14 protein-coding genes are annotated in these 24034 nt (G+C 57.9%); all 14 read right to left on the bottom strand.

Annotated elements, in window-relative coordinates; genetic code table 11:
• Positions 1-628: 628 nt before the first annotated feature.
• Positions 629-7588: a S8 family serine peptidase gene (locus JNN07_07135; protein MBL9167500.1), complete on the bottom strand. Its 6960-nt coding sequence runs from the start codon at positions 7586-7588 to the stop codon at positions 629-631.
• A gap of 108 nt (positions 7589-7696) precedes the next feature.
• Complete coding sequence (locus tag JNN07_07140; protein ID MBL9167501.1) at positions 7697-11857, bottom strand: hypothetical protein; 4161 nt, start codon at positions 11855-11857, stop codon at positions 7697-7699.
• Positions 11854-12765, bottom strand: coding sequence for a prepilin-type N-terminal cleavage/methylation domain-containing protein (locus tag JNN07_07145; protein ID MBL9167502.1), 912 nt, complete (start codon positions 12763-12765; stop codon positions 11854-11856). The genes JNN07_07140 and JNN07_07145 overlap by 4 nt, the downstream gene beginning before the upstream one ends.
• A 4-nt stretch (positions 12766-12769) precedes the next feature.
• Positions 12770-13516, bottom strand: coding sequence for a type II secretion system protein (locus tag JNN07_07150; GenBank protein ID MBL9167503.1), 747 nt, complete (start codon positions 13514-13516; stop codon positions 12770-12772).
• Positions 13513-14409 carry a prepilin-type N-terminal cleavage/methylation domain-containing protein gene (locus tag JNN07_07155; protein MBL9167504.1) on the bottom strand — a complete coding sequence of 299 codons (897 nt, stop codon included), beginning with the start codon at positions 14407-14409 and terminating at the stop codon, positions 13513-13515. The genes JNN07_07150 and JNN07_07155 overlap by 4 nt, the downstream gene beginning before the upstream one ends.
• A gap of 2 nt (positions 14410-14411) precedes the next feature.
• Entirely contained in the window at positions 14412-15320 is a 909-nt protein-coding gene (locus JNN07_07160) for a prepilin-type N-terminal cleavage/methylation domain-containing protein (GenBank protein MBL9167505.1), read from the bottom strand.
• Between the two features lie 11 nt (positions 15321-15331).
• Positions 15332-15937 (bottom strand): type II secretion system protein, encoded by a 606-nt coding sequence (locus tag JNN07_07165; protein ID MBL9167506.1) that lies wholly within the window; start codon positions 15935-15937, stop codon positions 15332-15334.
• A gap of 22 nt (positions 15938-15959) precedes the next feature.
• On the bottom strand, positions 15960-16235 hold the full coding sequence (locus JNN07_07170; GenBank protein ID MBL9167507.1) for a hypothetical protein: 276 nt from the start codon (positions 16233-16235) through the stop codon (positions 15960-15962).
• A 10-nt stretch (positions 16236-16245) separates the two neighbouring features.
• Positions 16246-16536, bottom strand: a complete 291-nt coding sequence (locus JNN07_07175; protein ID MBL9167508.1) for a hypothetical protein — start codon at positions 16534-16536, stop codon at positions 16246-16248.
• Between the two features lie 158 nt (positions 16537-16694).
• Positions 16695-18011 carry a type II secretion system F family protein gene (locus JNN07_07180; protein MBL9167509.1) on the bottom strand — a complete coding sequence of 439 codons (1317 nt, stop codon included), beginning with the start codon at positions 18009-18011 and terminating at the stop codon, positions 16695-16697.
• Positions 18012-18024: 13 nt separating this feature from the next.
• On the bottom strand, positions 18025-19728 hold the full coding sequence (gene tadA, locus JNN07_07185; protein MBL9167510.1) for a Flp pilus assembly complex ATPase component TadA: 1704 nt from the start codon (positions 19726-19728) through the stop codon (positions 18025-18027).
• Positions 19729-19739: 11 nt separating this feature from the next.
• A complete protein-coding gene (locus JNN07_07190) occupies positions 19740-20840 on the bottom strand; it encodes a type IV pilus twitching motility protein PilT (GenBank protein ID MBL9167511.1) in 1101 nt (366 codons plus the stop codon).
• Positions 20841-20952: 112 nt separating this feature from the next.
• Positions 20953-22662: a Flp pilus assembly complex ATPase component TadA gene (tadA, locus tag JNN07_07195; GenBank protein ID MBL9167512.1), complete on the bottom strand. Its 1710-nt coding sequence runs from the start codon at positions 22660-22662 to the stop codon at positions 20953-20955.
• Positions 22663-22826: 164 nt separating this feature from the next.
• On the bottom strand, positions 22827-24017 hold the full coding sequence (locus JNN07_07200) for an ABC transporter permease (GenBank protein ID MBL9167513.1): 1191 nt from the start codon (positions 24015-24017) through the stop codon (positions 22827-22829).
• Positions 24018-24034 lie beyond the last annotated feature (17 nt).

Raw genomic sequence — 24034 nt, forward strand, 5'->3', positions numbered from 1 at the left:
GGTATTGTTTGGTGGGGGGGGCGGGGGGGGGGGTGTTGGGGGTTTGGTGGTTGGGGTTTGGGGTTTGTTGTTTGTTTGTTGTTGTTGGGGGTTTGTTGTTTGGGGGTTGGGGGGGGGGGGGGGGTGGTGGGTGGTGACCTAAAAATAAGGAGCATCGCGCAGCGATGCCACGGGCTCCGAGACCCGCATCACCCCTACTCAAAGATCCTGATCCTTGGCCGATCCAATCGCCGACGCGTGGCACGCCTTTGAGGGTGCTGTTCAATAGGGCCGACAGACCGGGGGTGTCGATGCGCTCCACGCCCCGCATAGCCTAATCTCTTGGAACCCGGCGGGTTCTCGGCCGCGCATTCAGGAACTCAACCTGGGAAGCGAGGATCTCCTAGAACTTGTTTAGCCCCGGTTTGGAGCTCAAGACGCGGGCGCGACACCACTGTTCCTTCACGCCGCCTGATCCCCTCCCACCTGCGCGTCCACCTACGACGGCCTTAGCCACTCCGTCGCACGCAGGAAAAGCGGAGACGTGTCTCCGCACTCCATAGAGCCATTCCCCATCGCACGTCGTTGGAAAGCAGCAGCGGACTGTGGACCGCGGCTGTTCCTTCGCGTTGCCTCGCTCGAGCGCGGCTCACGGTCCGAGGCGTATCACTTCGTAGAAACGATTGGTACTCGGCAGCGGATCGATCGCCTGTGCGGTCGACGTGTTGGCTCGAATGATGCCTAAAGACTGATCAAACGGTCCAACCGCGTTCGTGCTGTAACGCACGTCGTAACGTTCGCCCACCAGAGCCCGCCATTGAATTCGAATTCCGTCTCCCAAGGGATCGGCGACCTGGAAGATCTGCAAGCCCGTGTTGAGCGCGTTGGTCCCCGACGCGGTCGCGACACGCACCAGGCCGGTCACCTGGAGGGAATCGTGATTCACCACATTAAAGAACCAGTTCGTCGGCGGGCCAAACGTCGGAAGGAAGAGGTTCGTGTGAATCGAGATGTGCTCCGAATTCGTACCGGTTTGGAGATCGCTGAAGTCGTAGAGGTAGGGTGAAGGAAGATCGTTCCGTCGCAGGAAGAGATCCACATCCCCCGTCAGGTTGAGAACCTCGACCAACAACGCCGAGTTCGTGGCCAGCGTGCCCAACGCGTGGAAATAATTCAGTGCCTCGCCCGGCTGGAGCGAGAAGCCAAACTCGTTCGCCGCCTCGGTCCAGTTGGTAATGCTGTAGGTATGCGGCGGGACCGGGAATCCGACCGGCAACGGAGTCGTCAACCGCGTCGCCGTCAGATCATAAGTAGCGGTGTTGGTTCCCGAGTTGTAGACGCCCAAGATCCATGGGATGGGTGTCAGCGGAACCGGGAAGGAGTCTGTCCGAACGATGATCATCTCGTTCGTATCCCGATAATTGATGCTGTGATAGTCATAGCGTGTGGGAGTCGGCAGATAGTCGACTCCAGCCAATCCCCGCTTGGCCACGAGATGCAACTCCGCATTCGTCGAGCGGAGCTCGTAGACGACCGAGTGGAGGTCGGGATGCGGTTCCACCACATGCTTATACCAGTGCATGTTGGTGCCGGGATAGAGGATGTTGGCCACCGGGGGCACAGCAGGCCCGGGGAATACGTTAGTGATGCCTGCGAGATCCGCACCAAACGGAGGCACCAACGGAGCGCCATTGGTCAGCGCGATCATCGGCAACTCGAAATCCACCCGAACTCGGAACGAAGAACCGCGAGACGTCAGATTCGAGTTCATCACCCCGAGGTAATAACGCGACCCCGGAGCCACCGCGATGCCGGGCAGGGGGGAGCCCACCTGGAGCTCATGGGGACTGATAACCGGAATGTCCACATCGGGGTCGGGAACCTGGTCGCCGTTGTAGAAGAACACCACGTTGGAGCCGATCAGGGTATTCGTGACGTTGATGGCTTCGAGAGGCACATCCACGGCATAGTAGCGGATACCGTCGCGTCGGACGATGTCGGCAAACTCCACACAATTGGTCAACAGGATCGGCTGTTGGGCGGGAGCAAACAGGACCTGCAAGTACCAACTCCACAAGATGGCGGGTTTCGATGCATTAGCCCCTTCCTTCGCACGAGTATCTTTAATATCCAAACGCCAAGTCCCCTGGGCGCTTTCACCGCGAACCGATGGCACTTGGACCAACGGCTCGGCCGGGGTATTGGCCTGATACTTGATTTCGGTGGGAAGCGGCTCCTCGGCCAAATAGTAGGCGGCAGCAAACGGTTCGCTCACCACGACGTCGTCAATGAGCGTGGTGGAGTTCCACTCACTCAAGAACGCCAAATCCTTGGCATCGTTGCGTCCAATGAAGCGAAGTGTGTTGGTTTGCCAATACTCCTTCGGGAAAAGGCGATTGGTGACACCGCTGATGACATATCGGAAGGAGTCCAACTGAGTGGGCTTCCATCGCGCCGTGACATTGAAGTCGGTCGGGCCAGGGCCATTGTCGGTAAAGTCATCGTCATTGATTCCCAGCCAGAGGTAATAGTCGCCTGGGGCCTCTGGGACACTGAGAATGGCTTCGTCCCCCACGAAGAAGGGTGGGCTGGCGATCGTCTGCGCCGACAGTGTCGTGGCGCTGAAGCTCCACTGTCCAACCAGGGAGTAATATGGCAGCCCGCGGGGGCCGGCACCCGCTCCGTCAGGACCGACGCGGGGCCCTGCACTCACGACAATTCCATTAGTCGGAGTGCTGAGATAAATCTCCTGTCCAGGGCTTCCGCGGAACTTGGGAACCAGGACGGCCTGGCTGAGATTCACGGGATCATGCACACTACCCACCGGCCCCGGTCCCACCGCAAAACTAACCTGCTGCGTTTGTGCGCTAGAGTCCTTGCGATACGCAAAGGAGAGACGGTATTGGCGCTCGCCACGGATCGGCAGTTCAGCGGCCACGGCGCCGTCCGACAACGCCAGCACCTGAGAATGCAAGCTACCGGTCACCGAATCGTTGGTGATCATCACACTGCGATTCAACACCCGCCATCCCTCGAACAACACGGAGGTGGTATCCTGATAGCCGGTCGGCGTGAGCTCGAAATCGCTCAAGTAGACCGTCGGCTGGGCTTCCGTGCCAGTCGGTGCGAAGGGAGGAGCCATAAACTTGATGGCTCCATCCGCCAGGTTGGTGCTATCGGTGAAAGTCGCCCACGCATAATTGGTCAGCACTTCCTCGGGAGTTCCAACCAGCCCGTTAAGACCAAAGGTCTTGCCCAATCCATCGACGCTGGCGTTACCCCGGTTCTCCTTGAGCAGCCAGCGGGTGCCGCGCGGGGAAACCAAGTGAATGGCCAAATCGGACACCCGAGGGTGATCCAACCGAATCCCGACCCGCGCCTCGACAATGGGACGGTTCGTCTGAATGGTGATGCCTGCCTGGGTTTGAGCGTCGTCCGCAATGCCCTGGCCCAAGGGATCCGGGTTTGGCAGGAAGGTCTGGAACGAATCCGACAGTAATCCGCGGGTGATCAAGATCTTGAGACGGACTGTTTGCCCAAACGGGTTGGGATTGAAAATTCCCAGCTGCCAGCGACCGGGAGCAATGGGAGGCGAGCTGAAATAATCAAGGGTTAGACAGTTGGTGTCGCCCACGAGCACCTCCTGAAACGCATCCCAATCCGTCTGCGTGGGACGGTTCAGACCTCGACGCAGGTAGATCTCGACCGGACCGACATTCTCCGAAACGCAGACCTGAAGCTGACTGGCGTCGAACGGAATATCGATGAAGTCATAGTACCAGCTATTGGGAAGAATGGAGACCAGGCATCCGTCGGTGGTCAGACATTCCAGATTCTGCGGATCGATGCACAAGGAGACCTTGTTGGCCGTGCCCGCGTGCAAGGGAGAGTTGTCGAACAAGGCAAACTGCCAAACGCCGAGGGCATCGGAACCCACCAGCGCATTGAGCTTGATGGGGCCCTCGCTCGAGTAGGTGTTGGCATCCAAGTTGGTGCCGCTGTCGTCAAAGCTGATGACCAAGTTGGTATTCACGCCGGTGAAGGTGTGCGAGAAGAGCGTCACCATGGGATCCGTGGGGCCCTTTAGAAGCGCGGTCAGATCGCCTACATCATCGTGAGTGAAGTCCATATCGACCCGGGCGTTGCGGATGAGCGACGAACGAGTGCCGATGCCGATGAAGAGAGCCGGCTGGATCTCGTCGAGACCACTGGGGCTTTCATTCGAGCCATCGGGAATCACCGTCGGACTGCGAATGAAGTGAATCACCCGGCAGCCGTTCTCATCGCTGTCGAAAGGTTCGCTGCGGGCGATCGCCAGCAGGGCGTATTCGGCCGCCTGCTGATCCTCCGCCTTCACCGCAATGTAATACTCGCTGTCGGGAGCCGAGTTCGTGAACGCGACAAATTCCGTTCCCAGCCGAGTCCGCGAGGCACCGCGCCGTTGGTCGCTGGAAATTCGCCCCTGAAGAATGGAGGCCTGGAGGACCGCCGGATCCAGGGTGAGCAGCGCCGGATCAGTAGATACATAGAGATCAATATCTCCTTCCGCCAACCGGGGTCGGGAAAGATTATCCGCCTGGAACGTAATGATCGCGACATACGGGTTGGTGCTGCCTTCATTGACGAACCGATAGAACCGCCATTGCGGCACCACCCCGTTGGTTCCCAGAGCCACGGCGGGATTGGCGCCCACCCGCTCGTTCATGAGAGGGACCTCGTTGGTCAGGGTGACCAGCGCCGGGCCACTTTGCACCCGCGGCCCAACCGGTTCATCGATCTTAAAGCCATCCTCAATGGTACGATCCCCAATGGAGACCACCAAGGCATAGTCTTGAACGATCTCGGTAGGCTCGGACGTCACCGCGTTGACATTCACCCGCTTGGCAACCACGGTGATCGAGTACTTGTCGCCCAAAGGCCCGGAAACAAAAACATTCTCAACGTTGTTCACCACGTCGGTAACGTTGGTGATGGTGGTATCGATGGGGTCGTTGTAGAGCGACTCGGACTTGATGTCGTTGCCGTAATAGACTTCACCCGAGGTGAGGTTAGTGATGACCAAATCCAGGTCGTTCACGAGCTTGATGCCAACGCCGGGATTGCCGGGCGGATCCGTCCAGACAAGCGTGACACGCAAGTCATTCAAGGCGGCGAAGGCGTTGGTCGGACTAAAGGTCAGGGTCCGGGTCTCGCTTTCGCCGGTAGCGAGGGAAGCGTTGTTGGTTTGATCATAGAACCGCACCGGCCAGCTGTCGGGGGCGGTTGGCTTCGAATCCATGACCTTGGGAATGATCCGCGGCAGCTCCGGTTTGCCCCAGCCCTGCATGTTGAGGGTGGACTTGACCTGGAAGTCATAAAGATCACCCACCGTGTCCGAGCCGTTGATCAACAGAGCCTTGGTCAGTGCCGGGCTTGGCAATGGGTAGTTGAGACGATTGGTGAAAAACTCGTGCATGAGCGCAATCATGCCGCTGATCGCCGGAGCAGCCATGCTCGTGCCGCTCTCATAGCGGTAGAGCGGTCCGACCTGGTCGTTCAGCTTCTTCAGCTCGGTGAAATACTCGGAAGATACCGGCGCGTTGGTCACGGTCACGATGGCGATGAGATCGAAGGCCACCGGAAAGTTGGTGGTGTTCTCGATCGCGATCACCCAGTTGCCGCCGCCGGTCACCGGGAACCGAACAAAATTGGTGCCTTCAAAGTCGTTCGGAGGAGGCAATACATCCTTACGCACCCCGATCAGGAGCGGCGGAATCGGAACGGGAGACTTGGCATTCGGAATGGAGCGCAAGCTCACCTCAATGGAGTTGTCGGGCACCTGGACCGTGTAGAAATTGGTCCAGGTGGCGTTGATCGATTGATCGCGCAGGAAGAGCGGGATGTGATCGATCTGCAAAATGGGGTCCTTCCAATCCACGCTGCGGGTGGAGATGATGAAGGAACCGGGAGCAACGACATCGGGCTTGAATCGGCCGAACTCACCTTCGAGGTTGATGCCCACATTCCCGCGACTGGAGTAATCGGCGATCTCGTTGTTGCTGTCGGTGTCGGCATAGAAGAACGAATTCGTCTGCGGTTCGCCGAAGGCGTTGGTGGTGACCGGACCGTTAGTGATACGACGCAGGCTCTCCAGAGCTCCGACCGTGATCACATTCTTAGCCGTCGCCGGGGTCGTCACGGTGTCTCCCGATCCTCCCAGTCCATCGTTGTCCCCTCCGCCGGAATTACCCGCTGCGAAAACGAAGGTCACTGGCTGCTGTCCGGGCAACGACGGCAACGCATCGCGCACCGCGGCGTCATAGCTCGCCGCGGCGGAATCATACTCATTGATTCCCAGGTAGCCCCAGCTGTTGTTGGAGATCAGCGCGTCGTTGAGCACAGCCGCCTCCTGAAGATAATTGTCGGAGAGGAAGGATCCGAAGAAGGGATCGATCAACACCGGAACAATGATGGCTTCCGGAGCTTTACCCTGGAAGCTGGCATTGGTCGCGGACCCGGGTGGCATGTTGGTGCCGGAGAGCGCGGGGAAGTTTTTTCCGCTGCTCGCAATCGTGCCGGCGACATGCGTTCCATGCCCATCGGGATCGACGTGCGCGGCCGGCTCCCCGTCCAGAACGCGGCCAACAAGATCGGCATGAGTTTCGTCGACGCCCGTGTCATTGACGTTCACGCGGATGCCTTTGCCGGTCAAACCCAGGTATTGGGCATCCAGGCCCCCGTTGGTGCTCGTGCCCAAGCTCAGGGCGGTCATGTCATTGGCGGCTTGCCGCTTCACATAGGGATCAATCCACTGCACTCGATCATTCTGCGCAAAGTCCGTCAGACGGCTCGACGCAGCCCGGACGATAACCTCCGTCCCAAACGGCGACCGGCTCTGTCCCAAAACCTCCAGGTTCATGATGCGCAATTCAGCCACCATCGCCTCAGCCTCTTGGGGAAACACCAATAACCGGAAGGATTTTTCCTCAGGAGGAGGCGTCTGGCTGATCGCGTCCTTGAGCAAAGCCGGAGACAGTTTGAAATAAGGAATCCAGGGGATAACAGAGCGAACGAGCGGGGATTGACGAATCTGCTCCGCTTTTGCGCTGTCCATTCGGACCAGCAGTGCGTTGTTGGGCACATAGCTGATGATCTCGGCCTGAAGGGAGGTCAGCAGCTGACGGAATCCACGATCGAGCGAAACCTTGGACTGAACGACGTAGTTTTCCGTGGGGCCTTTGGGCTGCAGGGAATCCGGAACCTGCAGAGCGAGTGGCTTACGGAGATCCAGCAAGGCATTGGCCAACAGCAGGGCATCGTCACGGCGCGCCAGCTCGTCGAGCTTGGTATCGCTGTTGCGCAACCGCAGGGGGTAGCGAGCCTTGGGCGGTTCAGGAAAGCGATTGGTGGACACATACTCAATCCGGCCCACCGCGGCGGACAGCAGCGCGGGCGCCAGGGGACCACCGGCCGCTTGCGGCGGGGCCGAGGTCGTGACGGGGCTGACAGGAGACGGCGCCGCAGGTGTTTTGCGACGGGCAGCCTCCTTCCGACCCAAGTCCCAAAACATCGCCGCACCAAAAAAGCAAAGCAGGCTGATCACCAGCCAGGTTCTAGGCTTGAAGGACATAGACAATACTCTCTCTTAACTTACGTTTCGATTACCCCGCACCACCTGCCCCGCAGCATGGTCCCCCGCTACTCAGCATCCAAAAAGGTCTACAACTACTAATATCTGTTAAAATCCGTCGGCAGGCAACTGCTCAAAACTCTCCACCACCGGGCGCAAGACCATCCGCTGGCCGGGAGCTACGGCCGATCCGATCTTGCGGGCCGTGTTCTCGAATCGGATGACCGTTTTGGTCGCCATTTCAGCGGTAATCTGGTAGTTGGTGCAAAGATTGTAGTAATCCGATGCCGCGTTCTTGATCAGCGAGTCCTGGGCGGGCTGCAAGGCTTGGCCAAAGGCATAGATGACGAACCTCGGCTCATCGGATCGAATGAGCGAAAGCACCTGCCGCGGAATCATCTCGTAGGCTTCCTCGGAGATCCCCATCTGGCGGAACCGCGCATCGCTGAGGTTGAGAAACGGAGATTGGAGGGTAAGCTCGGGCACGGCCAGGATCTGTCCCACGCTCGCATACAGTCCATTGGTGAACCACAGTCGGGTTCGATTGATTCCATTGACGATTTTGCCGACCGGCGATTCGGAGGCAGCCGTGAGACCGGGCTGGATCACCGCGAAGGAGAGCGCGGGAGGCTGCAGCGGGTTCCTGGCCGCAAACCGCTTGGCCACATCGTTCAGTTCCACGTGGTTGGTCAGAACCACCACCCCGCTCAGCACAGCCGACCAGGCAGCCAATCCGCTCTGGTTGACGCCGATCTTGCCCGCTCCGGCGGAGTCGCTTCCTCCCACCGTGAACATGTCGACCAAGGACCAATCGTTCGTCGGAAAGTTGAGCCAGGTGTTGGTGTACGCATTCTGGTTGAGCCGATACGCCTTGAACATGTCGACCGCGACGTGACTCAGCCAGGATTCGGTGGCGAGGGCAGCGGTTCCGTCCGGTGCAGATTTAAGGTAAATGGACTGCCAAGGGGTGCCCCGATGGATACGCCCGATGGCCCCCAAATTAGCCAGGCGGTTGGTGGGAAAGTCCCAGTCATCCGGGGTGCGCACCATAGGGTCGCGGACGAAGGGATCGAAATCCTGAACGGAGGCAGTGGCGGTGGTTGAAGCCTGGGCCTTGGCACTGGATGGCCAGGGCTGATGGGAGCTTTTGTTGACCTCACCCAGGTTCCAGGCATTGGACACCGCGGCGTTCAAGCTGTTGCTGAGTCCATTGACCAACGGAGGAATCATCGCCCCCTTGTAGTCGCCATAGTTGGTTCCGTAGGAGCCAAAGTTTTGCGGCTGATAAGCCTTCAACATTTGCTCAGGCGTGTGATGCAAAAGGGGATCATTCGCCTGCCAGGAGGTGAGCTGGAAGAAGGCTTGGTGAGCGGTTAGAGGAGCCTGCTTCTGCAGATTCGTATTGCTAGGACCGCCGCTGAAAAATTCGAGAAAGTTGAGAACCTCGGCATCCACCGTGGCGAGTCGGGAAAAATCTCTCCAGCTGGCTCGAAGGCCGGGGAGGTTCAATCCCTGCCAGCTCGCAAAGACCTGGTTCGAAGCCCCCACGGTGGGGATATCGATTCGCGCGCTGCCATCGACTCGATTCGTGACCCACATCTGCCGAATCGCCGTGGTCAATCCCCCGCCGCCCGCGTTGGCCGAGTCGCCGCTGTCGTTGAGATATTGATTCAAATCGAACGCGGTCTCCAATCGATTCATGCTCACCGCGTCGATCACCCGTCCGAACCCTGGAGTGCCCGGCGCTGTATCGGCATCGAAGAGCAGATACATGAACTCGTTGGTGGTCCGGCAGTTGAACGCCGCCGAGGAAAAGCGGGCCGGCGTCCGATACAGATTTCCGCGGAAGTCCGTGAACGTCCCGCGCGGGTTGCCTGGGGTGTAGAGCGCCTGATTGAGCAGCACCAGGTTCGTCAACGCCGGCACCCGGATAGCGAATTTGTTGAACAGGCCTCCCCGCCAGCTGTTTGCGGGAATATCGGTTCGGAAATCATAGTCGTTCGTCGCGGTAGTGAGGAAATTGGTCCCCTCGAACAACGTGGTCGTCAGGCGTCCCTTGATGCGGGCAATGAGCCGGCGGGGATAGGCGCTGGTGTAACCGTTGATCAGCTCCACGCCGAAACGATTCGAGGCGCTCATCACGAAGAATTCGTTCAGGTATTCGTTCATCGGCCGCGAACCCCGCCGCAAATCCTCACTTACGCTCTGCTTCGTGACCAGCAGCTTGCGCGACAGATCAAAGCCCGAAGCCAGAACGATCTCGTTCAGCGAAGGAATTCCTTTGCGCGTCGCCACGATGGGGGGAACTCCATACACGTTCAGGTTGTCAACCACCTGATCGACGGTTGCCACCGCCATCCGCTTGACCAGCTCGGAAATGGAGATCCACGGATACGCATCCGGATTGAGTAGGGTTCCATCATCCTCGAGATAACCAGCGATCACCACGTCCCCGTTGGAACGGCGAGCGAACCGGGGACGATAGATGGTAGGCAGATAACCGGCATGGTTCTCAGGCACCGTCGGGCGGCTGGGCGCAATTCGGTTGGTGCTGGCCTCATATAAATTGGCCGACACCTGCAGCAGGCGGTGCACCGCTGAGTTGTAGTAGTTGATGGGAAACACCGGGATATTCGTGACACTCAGCTGGGTCAAAGCCGGCAGGTCGCGGGGACGCAGAAAGTTCCGGGGATTGTTAGTAACGGTGGTCGGACCTAGGAGCGGGTCAAAACGATAGGCGAAGTTCGGACTGAACAAATCCTCATCACTCGTGGCACCGCTGTAGTTGGTGTTTACATTGGCCAGATGATCGCGGATCAGCCGATCGGCTACGGTCATGAAGAAGTCGGCCGGATCCCACGCCACCAAATCCGTCGTCTTATAACCGTCCAGATTCTTGAAACTCAGGTTGATTTTGTCTTCCGTTCCGGTGCCCGTGTCGGTTCCCAGTTGGGAGAGCAGACGATAGAAGGTGTAGCGGTTGTAGGTCCCTCGGTTGGTCGATGCCGCTTGGAGGGACTGGGTCAGCTTCCCGTAGTAGGGCGAGCGCAACGGATCGGAGTGGCGCGCCTTGAAAAGCTCGTCCATCGACACAAACCGGTTGGGGTTATCGACCCCCGACCAGCGGGTGCTGGGATCCTTGGAGTCGGGATCATTGTCCACGCTGGACAGCCCGGTGAGGCGGTTGGTGATCTGCTGAGTCGTATCGTCCGCGTAGGTGTCGGCCACATCGCTGCGGAAGTAGTCCGACAAGCGGGATCCGGCCGACGCGCTGCCCAACCACGCATCCAGCGAGGGAAGGTTGCGGTAATCACCGGCATAGCGGTAGCGAAGCAAATCCCGGGCATGGTCGAAGGCAATCCCAACGCCATCACCGGCACCTATGCCGTTGCCCGCACCCCACGGTGCCGGGAGATCGTAGCGATACCCCGTCAGCCCCAACCATTCGTTCGTGTTCAGATCCGCCAGAAACGCCGCCAGATTGATCTCATAGGTACCCACACCTTGGTTGCGTCCGTAGCCTTCAAATCCGGCACGGATCTCCGCGTTTTTCGCATTGTTGTGAATCGCGTTGATGTCCAGGGTCCGCCCGGCCGGCACGACCAGGAAGGCATACCGACCAATGAAGCGATTGGTCGCTGAGTGAGGCAGGCCGGGTTGAGAAAGCATGCCGAGCCATTCGGGATCGCCCGCATGGAAGAAGCGATTGGTCCCGATCGGCTGATCGTCCCGGTCCAGCAGCACGTGGAACCCATTGCTCTCAAAGGATTGATTGCGGTTGAAGTCCAGATAATGGCGGAAGTCGAGCGCCGCGTTGGGATTGGTCCGATTGGTCTTTACGAACACCGGCACCCGGGCATCGAACTGCAGGTTGGTCACATAGCTCAGGGTGTAGTCTGACGGATTGAAGCTGTTGGTGGAGGTCGAAACGAGCAGATCGCCAGCCGCGCGTCCATCAATCGGACCGAGGCGGGGGTCGGCCGGGTCCGGGCTGAGTTCGAAGGAATACACCGGCCGGCCAAAGCCGCCGGCCATCAGGTTGGATCGGCCCAGAATCTGAACCGCCAAAGTCGCTTTGGCCCGCTCCAAAGCCGCGTTGGCCATGTATTCGGCATCGATGAGGTGCTGGGCGGTCGTGACCGATGATCGCTCGCGCCGACTGACGGCGAGCAGGGCGAAGGTGATGACCAGGATGACGCTGAGCAGGATCAGCGTGATCACGAGGGCCACACCACGACGGGGCGAGTGGGAGGAAAGACGCGGAGTCATGGGCGCGTAGAAATAGTTATCCGCTGCCGGAAAAGTTGGACGTTACCGGACCGGTCGTTCAGGAAATTCTCGATCGCGGCGGCGCTATCGATCGACTTGGAGCGCTTGTAGGTGTCGGTGTCGAGCAAGCCCAACTCAACCTCAATGGCACCAGGTATGTAATGCAGGGGTGGGGGCTGGCCGTTGGCAAAATAGAAACCGCGCGGATGCCGACCATCCGGGTTCTGGGGCAGAACCGGGAAGCCGTTCGTCACCTCGTAAGGCTGGAAGCTGAGGTGAACCACCCCGTCCAGAATCTTGCTGAACTCGTTGGTGTTCCGCTCGGCGCTGTACCGCCACGAAACGAATTCTGCCTGCAGAGCCGCCAGGTCATTGGTTGCCTTCCAGCGTGGAAAAGCGCGTTCCGATCGGTACAGCGCCCCCACCTTGCGATCCTTGATCGCATTCTCGCGGAAGTCGTAAAAGATCACCTTCCAGTCAGCGCTTTCCTTGCTGGGCACGACGAAACAAAAACTCTGCAGCTCGTTGGTCCGGCTCAACCCGGGGTTGCCAGGAATGCTCTGAATGAGCTGCCGTCCATCCGTGCGGTACACCGAAGCAAACCGGTAGACATTAGTAACCAGGGCCGGAAGTTGAACCATTTCCTGCATCTCACGGCTGAGCAGGCTGAGAAAGGCTCGACCGTTCTCGAGGGTGTCCGTCTGCGCCCCGCTCGCGCGGAGCGCGCGCTGGGCTTGGTTCAGCGTGGCCATCAATCCCACCACGATCACCGTCAGCAGAGTCATCGCCACCATGATCTCGACCAGCGAATAGCCTTGGCGAAGGCGCAGCCCCTCCGCCAGAGGAACTCCTCCGCGCAGGACGACATCCGAACCTCGCTGCACCTGACGATCTCGGCAACATTTCATAGGATCATTGGAAGCGACTGGTATTGAGCACGCGCTGTGGCGGCTCGAGCAACGCCCCGCTTACGTAGGTTCGCAAGGTGATCTGATTGCGAGGAACCCATCCGTGTGTGTAGGTCGATGGCGACGGCGGCCACATGATGGTGAGCCTGACCTCGCTCAGATTGTTGGCGAATGTGTTCTTTTGCTTGGTTCGGTGCATCCGCTCGCGGGCGTCTAAAATCTCGGTCGTCGTAAATGCCGCATCAGGAACGCTCGTAATCGGAACCACCTCGGTAAGCAGGAAATAGCTGAAGGCGATGCGGTCATCTCCGGAGACCGAGCCCTTCTCCGAAGCAGTGCCGCTCAACGACCGCACCAGGGCGACGCTGTACAGATGCTCCGATTGATTCGCCACCCGCGGAAGGGTCAAGAACTCGATAACCTCCGAGTCCTTGGTGAACTGTGCCCCGCGCACTTTTTCCTCCAGCCGGGGAGGATTTTCGGCCCCCTTCTCATAGGCGACCCAAATTCGCTCCACGTTGTTCACCAGGTCATTGGTCCCCCGTGCCCCCTGTCGGATCGCCTCCAAGAAATAGGTGGCATCCTGCATGACGATGGTGCGTTCGCGGGTGTCCCGCTGAATGTTCAGTCCGGTCGGCAACACGCCGATCACGGCCACGATCGCGAAGCCAATCACAGCCAGACTCACCGCAATTTCAAGGAGAGTGAAACCCGCTAAACTGCCACGGGAAACCGAACGCATGATCTTCATTGAATTTCTCCTCCTTCCACGCGACTTCTGCCGCTGAGCGGATCCACCGTCACTCGCTTGATGTAATTGGTGATCGACAGAAAGTTGCTGTTGGGATCAAACGGGGCCTTCACCAGAATACTGGGCGCAGCCCAGTCCAAAACGCGTTTCCCGAAGCCATCGTCCTTGCGGGCCGGAGCCACGCTCCCGGCCACCAGCGGTATCACCGCCCGCGCAGCCAGCGACTGGCGCCAATTTTCGACTTTTTGCTCAGCACGCACATAGCCCGATTCGCTCAGCGTCAGGGCTCCGGTGGAATCAAAAGCAATGTAGGGAAGCCGTTTGTAGGTGCTGCCATCCTCGGAAGGCACTTTCACAGTCGGATTCTCCTTGGCGGACAGATAATCCATGGGCAGGAATCCGAAGAACTTCGAATCATCCTCGGGACTCTGAAATTTGTTGGTCGAGATGAACACCCCATCCGGGAGCTCCTTCCATTCCGACAAGTAGCGGGGCTCCTCCTGGCCCGGCTGAGAACCGACCGACCGTCGTGAAAACAAGGCGTAGCCACGAGCCTGTCGGCTGGCCAGGATGTCCTTCTGCGCGGCCGGTAGATTGTTGGTGAGCGTCGACCCAGCCTCGATCAAAGGAACAAAAAGAACATAAACGGTGGAACGCGTGCTGATCGCCAGCTGGCGGGCCCGATTTAGATCATCGGCCAGCTGGCGGTGCGCGATATCCAACGACACCGACTTGGTCTTGAGCGCCGGCGCCGCCAAACCGGCGATCAACGCGATCAGCCCGATGACAACCAAAAGCTCGATCAATGAAAATGCCTGAGCGCTCGACGAGACCCTCGATCGGCACCGTAGGACTTCACCCGCCTGATCCCACTCTTGACGAGCTGTGATCATAATTACCTCTTCCAGCTGAGAATATTGTCGCCGTTGTCCTCTTCGGTCGCGGCCACTCCCGACGTATAGCCGCGATTCGGCCCCATGGACCACACCATCACATCCCCGACGAGAACATACTTCCCCTCCTCTTTGAACTTCTTCTCGGTTTCCTTGGTCAGGCCGGTGATCCCCTGGGTATCGCCCCTCTCCAAGCCTCCCTTGCCGTAGGCCTCGTCGACCACTTTACCACTGTAGTTCAGGTCGAAGCTGAGAACGTACGGCGTTCCCCAGGGATCACGATAAATGCCGTTCTTATCGATACCCGGACTGTTGGCATCGATGGCGGGACGAGGCCCGGTGAGGAAGTTTTGTTTCTGCGGGTTACGGACGTTGTCCACGTTGTAATTCTTGGTGGCGATGTCCGTGGCGCGCAGGATGGAGATCACCTCGGCGTTCGAATCGGGATTGGTGAGACCGAAGGTGATGTCGTCCGTCCCAGCTTTCTGCGCGGTTGGAAACCGACTATAAGCGGCCTCGTACGCGTGCACCGCCGCCACCAAGTCCGCAATCTCCTTGTGAGCCATCTGGATCTTGGCCTTCCCCTTCATATTCGTCACCGCCGGCAAGATCATCCCGGCGAGGATCGCGATGATGGCAATCACCACCAGCATCTCCACCAGCGTGAACGCCTGTCGGCTCCCGTTGGAGGAGTGTGAACCGCCCAGGGACCGCGGGGAACAGAGGGCGGCCCGCCCAGGATCGGCCCCGGACAGCGACCAGACCCGACACCCGGCCCGGCGGCGAGCGATCGGTTCGCGACGCGAATGGTTCACCGAATGGCGATGAATCAGGCTGGGCTCCCAGGATCCGTCGACCCAATGGATCTCGAGCGCTTGCCGGCAGCGGTTGGGTTCAAAGTTCTGTTTCATAGTCATTACTATTACTTTATCCAGTTACCAATGATCTCAGGCTTCTCCCCGTCCTTCTCAGTCCACTCCACCCACAGGTCGTATCTCCCCGGGTTGTTGGTCGGATTGAGGGAGTTGTAACGCCACCGAAGATTCATCCCATCGGTCGACTTAATCGGAGCGCCCAGCAGGGTTCGACCATCGGCATCGACGAAGAAACCTGAGGTCTTGAGGTTCTTGTAGAAGTTCTCCGCCTCCTCGGCCTTCAGACCCGAGTTTTGAAAACCGTCGGTCTGATAGAGACTCTTGACCTTATCGATGGGGATTCGCGTCTGACCGTCCAACGTCTGATACTCCTTCGCCGACTTGTCGTAGAAGCTGCCCACCAATTCGAAATAGAGCGGGGGCCGATCTAAATTCTTGGCCGTGGAAGGAGGATAGCTCCCCTTCTTCGAGTGATACTCCTCGATCGCCGTCTGGATTTCGTTCATCTGCGTTTCCAGCCGGCTCCGCGTCTTCTTCTTACTCGCCCCGCCGAAGGAGGTCATGATCATTCCAGCCAGGATCCCGATGATCGCGATCACCACCAACAGCTCAATCAAGGTGAAGGCCGAAGTGGCACGAGCCGCACGCTGCATTCTGAATGAGGACATCATAATATTATCGGTCACGGAGCTCCCCTTCCAGGCGCTCGCTGATCCATTGTTTGATCATGCTTTGATAATTCAGATAGCGCGAGCGAGCCAATCGCTTAATTCGAGAAAGCATTCGCGGATCCATGCGTAACGTAATGCTCACCGACTCGCTCATCTCGCTGTTCGGAACCGTCGCCGATTCCATCAGCCTCAGCCCCAAACGAGTTTCATTCCAAAACGCCGCTTCCGCCGACTCACTCTCAAAAATAGGAACCTCTTCCCAAGTCGAGATCGCGTTCATCTGGTGCGACTTACTGTCCATTCAGGGTCTGCGTCAGCTTGCGCTGGTAAAACATGCGCTCCTCCGGATCGAAGGACCGCGCCAAAATGACTCTAACCATCTTCCCATTCGTGCGGTAGACACTAAAGATACCCACCCCACTGAGAGACATTCCCAAATTGAAGAAACGAGCCTGAACGGCGAAGCGAGGACTGTCCGGCAACAGGCGAATGGCAAACGGGTCTTCAAAGGTTTCTTCGATGTCTTTGACATTCAACTGACTGTTCAGCGGAAACGGAGGATTGTTCCAATCGAACTCCATCGTAATCTCAGTTCCTGTATTTCCATAGACAATGCAATGTAACTACAATGTATTTACACGCTGTCTCATTTATCGTCAATCATGAACCTTCATTTAGGGTAAAAAAGTCGGCCATCGGGACCACCCGATGGCCGAAAGTGGATCCGCCTCGACGGTGGCTATTTCTCGCCGCCGCCGCTGCTGGGAGCGTCGCCGATGCCTTCCATGAGTTTGATCAGGGGCAAGAACAGCGCGATGACGATACTGCCGACGACAATCGCCAAGAAGACGATCATGATTGGCTCCAAGAGGGAAGTCATCGCGGCAACTGCGTTGTCGACCTCTTCGTCGTAGTTGTCGGCAATCTTCATCAACATTTCGGGGAGAGCACCGGTTTGCTCACCGACGTCGACCATACTGATCACCATGGGAGGAAAGACATTGGCGGCTTCCAGAGGCGCGGTGATGGTTTCGCCCTCCTTCACGCTTTCGTGAACCGCCGCCACGGCGTCTCCGATCACCACGTTTCCGGAGGTTTCCTTAACGATATTCAGGGACTGAAGAATCGGAACACCGCTGCTGATCAGCGTGCCCAAGGTTCGGGTAAACCGGGCAATGGCTACTTTGGTGACCACTGGACCCAAGGCGGGCATGTTCAGCTTGAACCGATCGAACATCTTGCGGCCCAAGCGGGTCTTTCCGAAGGACATCAGTCCGAAGCCAAGCACGACCCCAACACCAATCACGATAAGGAAGTGATCCTTGACCGCTTCGCTGATCGCCAGGACGAACCGGGTGAAACCTGGCAGAGCTTCGCCGGGGAGCATGTCCTTGAAAATGTCGCGGAACTTGGGAACAACCCAAATCATCAGGACCGCCAAAATGATGACGGCCACCGCCATAACGGCCACGGGATAGAACATGGCCGCAACGACCTTACCCTTGATCTTTTCGGCCTTTTCCATGAACTCGGAAAGCCGCGCCAGAACGACCTCCAGCACACCACCGAGCTCACCGGCCTTCACCATGTTGACGAAGAGCCGATTGAAAACCTTCGGATGCTGAGCCAAGCCCTCGGAGAAGGTGCTACCCCCTTCGATTGATCGTCCCAGATCCCCGATAATACTCTTCAAGAGCGGGTTCTTTTCCTGCTTCTCTAACACACGCAACCCACGCAACAAGGGGAGACCCGCGTCCACCAAAGTCGCGAGCTGCCGAGTAAAGGTGGTTAGAACCTTGGTCTTTACCTTACCGCCGAAGCCCGGAATCTTGATATTGATGCCGCCAGCGCCTTTACCCGCCGGCTTTCCACCCTTGGCACCCTTGGCACCCTTGGCATCTCCCTCCTTACCCTTCTCGGTGGCCTCCACCACTTTCGTGGGGAAAAAGCCCATCTCCTTCAGTCGACCAATAGCCTCATTCTGGTTGGCTACTTCCAAGGTTCCCTTGGTTTCTTTCCCGCGGGAATCCATCGCGACGTAATTGAACTTGGGCATAGGTCTACCTGGGTTAGGTGTATTTCACTACTTCCTCGATGGTCGTATCACCATCGAAGATACTACGCAAGCCGTCATCCCGCAGTGTGACCATGCCAAGCTCCACAGCTTTCTGGCGCACAACAATCGTGGGGGCTCGTTCATTGATTAGAGCGCGGATGGCGTCATTAATCACGAGGAGTTCAAAGATACCTTTCCGACCCTTGTAACCAGTGTCATTGCAGACACCACAACCACGCCCGTAGTAGAACACCTTCTCACCAATGTCGTGGGGGGAGAGGTTTAGCAGGCGTAACTGGCTTTCAGTCGGTTCAAAAGGAGCTCGGCACTTCTTGCAAATTGTCCGCACAAGCCGTTGAGCCAGAACAGCCATCAGGGATGATGAAATCAAGAATGGCTCCACCCCCATGTCGAGCAAGCGAGTCACGGCTCCAGGGGCGTCGTTGGTGTGCAGGGTGCTTAGAACCAAGTGACCAGTCAGGGATGCTTGAATCGCGATCTGAGAAGTCTCGAGATCGCGCATTTCTCCCAACATGATCACGTCCGGGTCTTGACGAAGGAACGCCCGCAAGGCCTTACCGAAGGTCATGCCGGCGGCCTCATTCACCTGCACCTGCATGATACCCTCGATATCAAATTCTACCGGATCCTCCGCCGTCAACAGCTTGGTATCGATGGTGTTAATCTTGCGCAGGCAGGAATAGAGGGTGGTGGTCTTACCCGACCCAGTGGGACCCGTGACGACGAAAATGCCGTTCGGCTGCTGAATTGCCTCACTGACAAACTCCGCGACATGCTTAGGCAAGCCCAGGCTCTCCAGCTCCAGATTCACCGACGATCGGTCCAGTACCCGCAGCACGATCGATTCACCGAAGGCCGTAGGCAGACAAGAGATACGAAGATCGATCAACTTGTTTCCGATGGGAACGGTGATACGACCATCTTGTGGCAAACGCCGCTCGGCGATGTTCAAGTTCGCCATGATCTTCAGGCGGGATACGACGGGTAGCGCCAAATGCTTCGGCGGGGGTGCCATCTCGTAAAGCGCGCCGTCCACCCGATACCGAATCTTAAACTCGTCCTCGAAGGGCTCGAAGTGAATATCGCTGGCCCGGTCCTGAATCGCCTGGAACAGAACCAAATTCACAAACCGCACGATTGGAACCTCATTGGCAAGATCCCCCAGCTCCGCATCATTGCCCTCGGCAACCTCCGCAACCTCTTTGCTGATGTCGGTGTTCTTCTCAAGCTCCTTAAGAATATCACCGACATTCTCCATCTCCGTGCCGTAGTGCTGCTCGATGACACGGGCGATTTGGGCCGGATCAGCCACCACCTGGCTCAGCTCTTTCCGGACGATGAAGCCCAGCTCGTCGAGAGCCGACGGATTCAACGGGTCGCCAAGCGCGACTTGCAAGGTGTTGCCGTACTGCGCCACCGGCACGCATTGATACATGCGCGCTGTGTTGGAGGGAACAGTGGCCAGGAGCTCGGGGGTGAAGGTAACCGACCGCAGATCGACCACCTCGGTGCCAATGTACTCCGAGATGATTTGGAGCTGAGTGTCCTGATCCACCAGGCCGAAATTTTTAAGGATCTCCCCAAAGGACTTGGCGGTGCGATCATGCTCCTGCACCACCTCCTCCAGTTGAAGGTCATCGATCAGGCCCCGCTCTTTGACGAGCAGGATAAGTGGATCAGAATGAGCGTCGGCCATATGTCACCCAATTATTTCTTACCGCCCTTAACTGCCGTGGCCAGATCATGCTCCTGGAGCTTCTGCATGACCGTGGTCGGATCCTGGGACTTAGTGATGACTTCCTCGCGGGAGATCATCCCTGCGGAGTATTTCTCCATCAAGAACCCGTCCAGGGTCACCATCCCGTACTTGGCGCCGGTTTGAATGTCGGAGTTGATTCGGAAGGTCTTGTTATCGCGGATGAGCGCGCTGACCGACGGGGTGTTGATCATGATCTCGAACGCCGCCACGCGTCCCGGCTTGTCCGCCCGTGGCAACAGCAACTGCGAGATGACCGCCTGAAGCACGGTGCTGAGCTGGATTCGGATCTGCTCCTGCTGATTGGTCGGGAAGGCGTTGACGATACGATCAATGGTCTTGGCCGCCCCGGTGGTGTGCAGGGTGCCGAACACCAAGTGACCCGTCTCAGCCGCCGTGATGGCCGCGTCAATCGTTTCCAAATCCCGCATTTCACCGACCAGAATGATGTCAGGATCCTGACGCAGCGCGCGCCGCAGCCCCTCCGCGAAATTCGGAACGTCCACATGAATCTCGCGCTGAGTCACCACCGCCTTCTTGTGCTTGTGGTAATACTCGATGGGATCCTCAATCGTGATGATGTGAGCATCATCACGCTCCTCGTTGATGATGTTGATCATCGAGGCCAAAGTGGTGGTCTTTCCGGATCCGGTCGGCCCCGTCACCAGCACCAAACCGCGAGGTTTATACAACAAGTCCTTTACCGACACTGGAATACCGATCTGTTCCAGAGTCAGCAGCTTGCTGGGAATCTGGCGCAGCACCATTCCGAAATTGCCCTTCTCTTTGAAAACGCTGACACGGAACCGGGCCATCTCGCCGAAGGCGAACCCGAAGTCCGCACCTCCGCGTTCACGCACGCTCTGAATGTGATCTTCCGAGGTAATGCTGCGCATCAGCTCCTCGGTGTCCTCCGGTCGCAGCGGAGGACCGTCCACACGATGAAGCACGCCATGCAGGCGGATCACCGGCGCTGTGTTGACACGAATATGCAAGTCGGCAGCCCCTTCGGACACCATGAGCTGCAACAGATCGGACATCGAGTAGGACATAATCTAAATCGGCGGTCTATCAGGTCTCAAATTTTGGCTTAAAGAGCGTTACTAGCCTTGGTTGAATCATCTCATCTCACTCATCTGGGCTAATCGGGTGTTGAATCAGGGCTTAATGCGCGTCCGCAGTGGTGGCCCGGATCACTTCATCAGGGGTGGTGACTCCCGCCACGACTTTGCGCGCTCCGTCCTCGCGCAGGGATCGCATGCCCATCTCCAAAGCCTGGCGTCGCAACTCCGCAGCCGGAGCCTTTTGGTTGATCAAGTGGCGTGACTCATCATTCAGGACATACACTTCGAAGATGCCCATTCGTCCGCGGTTGCCGGTGCCGTTGCACTCCGCACATCCCTTGCCTTTGCGGAAATTGGTCTTCTCCAGCTTGCTCAGATCGATCTCCAGGGCTTGCAACTCCTTCTCGGTGGGAACCGAAGGCTCGCCGCACTTCTTGCAGATCTTCCGAACCAGGCGCTGCGCCATCATCGCTCGAGTGGAGGAGGCCACCAAGAAGGGCTTCACTCCGATGTCAATGAGACGAGTCACAGCCCCCGGGGCGTCATTGGTATGGAGCGTGGAGAATACCAAATGACCCGTCAGACTCGCGTTGATCGCGATCGATGCGGTTTCCAAGTCACGAATTTCCCCCAGCATGATCACGTTGGGAGCTTGGCGCAGCATCGCGCGCAGCGCCGTGGAAAAACTCAACCCCACGGTTTCGCTCACCTGCACTTGATTGATACCCGCCAACACATACTCGACGGGATCCTCGACCGTGATGATCTTCCGATCCGGCCGATTGATGAAGTTCAGACACGAGTAAAGCGTGGTGGTCTTGCCGGACCCCGTCGGCCCGGTCACCAACAGGATGCCGTCCGGAAGCGCGATGAGCTTCTCGAAGGTCTGCTGGTCGTCCGTGAAAAATCCCAGCTCGGGAAGACCTAGCTTCAAACCTTCCTTGTCCAGAATACGCATGACGATGCTCTCGCCATGGACCGTCGGAATGCAGGAAACACGCAGGTCGATGGTCTTGCCCCCGACATTGCACTGAATACGGCCGTCTTGCGGAATCCGCTTCTCCGCAATGGACATGTTGCTCTGGATCTTCAGCCGGCTCGTAATGGAAGGCTGCAGGCGCTTAGGCGGCCCCTTCATCTCATGGAGCATGCCGTCGATCCGGTATCGCACTCGAAAGGTCTTCGCCAACGGCTCCAAGTGAATATCCGAAGCCCGACCGCGGAAAGCCTCTACGATAATCGAGTTCACCAATTTGATGATCGGAGCATCCGCATCCACAGCCCCGCCATCATCCGATCCCACGGGCCCCGACAGGGTCCCCACCTCAACCTCGCCCTCGGTGATATTCTGAATCATCGAGGCAACGCTGTCGCCGCTGCCACCATAATACTTGTTAAGCGCCGCCTCAATCTCGTCGTCCGAAGCTACCCGCATCTCAATGTCCTTGTTCAGGACGTGATGCAGACTGTCCAGAGTGCTCAGATCCGAAGGATCGCTGATCGCCACGACCACGCTGTTGTCGTGCACATAAACAGGCACGACCTTATAGCGCTTGGCGATATGTCGGGGAACCGCCCCCAACACTTCGTCGGTAAGCTTCACCTCCGCCAACGAAACCATTTCGACCCCGAAATGGGCCGCCTTGGCCGTTGTGACGTCCTGGACCCGAATCAGCTTCTTCTTGAGCAGCGTATCGACGACGCCCTCTCCTGAAGAATCCGCTTCGGCGTGAGCAGAATCCACCTGATTCTTGGTCAAAAAACCAAGATCGATCAGGTCGTTCAACAAATAATCATCTTTAGCAGCCACGATTCGTTTGCAGATTTCCTCCGGCCAATCAGAGGGAAAACGCGCAGAAATATCTACAATTCATCCCACCAATGTCAAACCTTGGGGGCGGTTATTATTTTGTGCCTTCCTAATTTTGACCCTCCTAGGTGGCAATCGGCATGAAAGGAACCCAAAATTGCGGCTCAGAGTTCACGCAAAGCCATTGCAATAGGTTGTCGCGCGGCCCGAATGGCGGGGAAAAGCCCCCCTAGAAGCCCGATGACCGCCGAATAAAGAATGCCTTCGATGAGTAGAATGGGGGTAACAGCAAAGGAAAACGCGACCTGGCTAAAACTCTGATAGTTCAGGGTCGCCGCCTCAAATCCATTGAAAGCCAAATAGGCACCGAGGCCACCCAGAATTCCACCCACCAACGCCAAGGCCAGCGATTCCGCCAGCACGGAAACAACCACCGGCACGGTCTGAAAACCCAGTGCCCTCAAGGTCGCAATCTCCCGAGACCTCACCGCGACCGCGTTATACATGGTATTCAGCGCTCCAAATAGGGCACCGAACCCCATGAGCACGGAGATGAGAGTGCCAAACCCCGTAACCAGCTTGTAGAGCACCTCAGACTGCTTGGCATAATAGTCGACCTGCCGAATGACGTCGACCTGAAGCCTCGGATCGGCTGTCAGCGCGTCCTTGAAGGTCATGAACGCGTCCTCGCTCTCCAGCCGAGCATACACCGACTGATAGGTCTCGCCCCGACGGTAAGCCGACTGCAGCATCCGGGAATCTGTCCAAATTTCAGACTCAGCGATCCCCCCGCCATCGGCAAAGATCCCGACCACCGTCCAGTCAGCGCTTCCGATCCGCAACGTGGCATTCAAGTCCAGCCCCGCAAATTCACGCGCCGCCGCTCTGCCCACCAGAAGCTCGTTGCGCCCCGGCTCAAACCGACGGCCCGCGATCAACTGAACCTCCGGCCGGACGACAAAGGCCGACAGCTCCACGCCGCGCAAGGGGACATTCGCATCCGTTCCCGTCGTCCGTTTGGGCAGGTTAATGACCACAAACAGCTCGGCGCTGGCCGCCGGACCAGCGACTCCCCGCAGCAAACCGGGAGCATTGCCAATCAGGCGAACTTCTTCTTGCTGCAACCCGCTCATCATTTCCGCATCAGCGCCCCGTCTTAAAACCAAGACGGTTTCAGGAGAACCCGAGGCCACCATCGCACGTCGAAAACCTTGGGCAATCGAGAGCACCCCCACCAACACCGCCACCACTCCCGCGATGCCAAACACGGCGGCCAATGATGCCCCCTTTCGCTCAGGAATGGTCCTTAAGCTGAATCCAGCAACCGCTATCAACTGATACAACCAATTGATCATTAAGTATTTAATAAGCA

The sequence above is a fragment of the Verrucomicrobiales bacterium genome (assembly GCA_016793885.1).
Taxonomy (GTDB): domain Bacteria; phylum Verrucomicrobiota; class Verrucomicrobiia; order Limisphaerales; family UBA11320; genus UBA11320.

Bases quoted from the DNA above. Each gene is read 5' to 3' on its own strand.
- JNN07_07135 (MBL9167500.1), bottom strand. From the start codon at position 7,588: ATGTCCTTCAAGCCTAGAACCTGGCTGGTGATCAGCCTGCTTTGCTTT.
- JNN07_07140 (MBL9167501.1), bottom strand. From the start codon at position 11,857: ATGACTCCGCGTCTTTCCTCCCACTCGCCCCGTCGTGGTGTGGCCCTC.
- JNN07_07145 (MBL9167502.1), bottom strand. From the start codon at position 12,765: ATGAAATGTTGCCGAGATCGTCAGGTGCAGCGAGGTTCGGATGTCGTC.
- JNN07_07150 (MBL9167503.1), bottom strand. From the start codon at position 13,516: ATGAAGATCATGCGTTCGGTTTCCCGTGGCAGTTTAGCGGGTTTCACT.
- JNN07_07155 (MBL9167504.1), bottom strand. From the start codon at position 14,409: ATGATCACAGCTCGTCAAGAGTGGGATCAGGCGGGTGAAGTCCTACGG.
- JNN07_07160 (MBL9167505.1), bottom strand. From the start codon at position 15,320: ATGAAACAGAACTTTGAACCCAACCGCTGCCGGCAAGCGCTCGAGATC.
- JNN07_07165 (MBL9167506.1), bottom strand. From the start codon at position 15,937: ATGCAGCGTGCGGCTCGTGCCACTTCGGCCTTCACCTTGATTGAGCTG.
- JNN07_07170 (MBL9167507.1), bottom strand. From the start codon at position 16,235: ATGAACGCGATCTCGACTTGGGAAGAGGTTCCTATTTTTGAGAGTGAG.
- JNN07_07175 (MBL9167508.1), bottom strand. From the start codon at position 16,536: ATGGAGTTCGATTGGAACAATCCTCCGTTTCCGCTGAACAGTCAGTTG.
- JNN07_07180 (MBL9167509.1), bottom strand. From the start codon at position 18,011: ATGCCCAAGTTCAATTACGTCGCGATGGATTCCCGCGGGAAAGAAACC.
- tadA (MBL9167510.1), bottom strand. From the start codon at position 19,728: ATGGCCGACGCTCATTCTGATCCACTTATCCTGCTCGTCAAAGAGCGG.
- JNN07_07190 (MBL9167511.1), bottom strand. From the start codon at position 20,840: ATGTCCTACTCGATGTCCGATCTGTTGCAGCTCATGGTGTCCGAAGGG.
- JNN07_07200 (MBL9167513.1), bottom strand. From the start codon at position 24,017: ATGATCAATTGGTTGTATCAGTTGATAGCGGTTGCTGGATTCAGCTTA.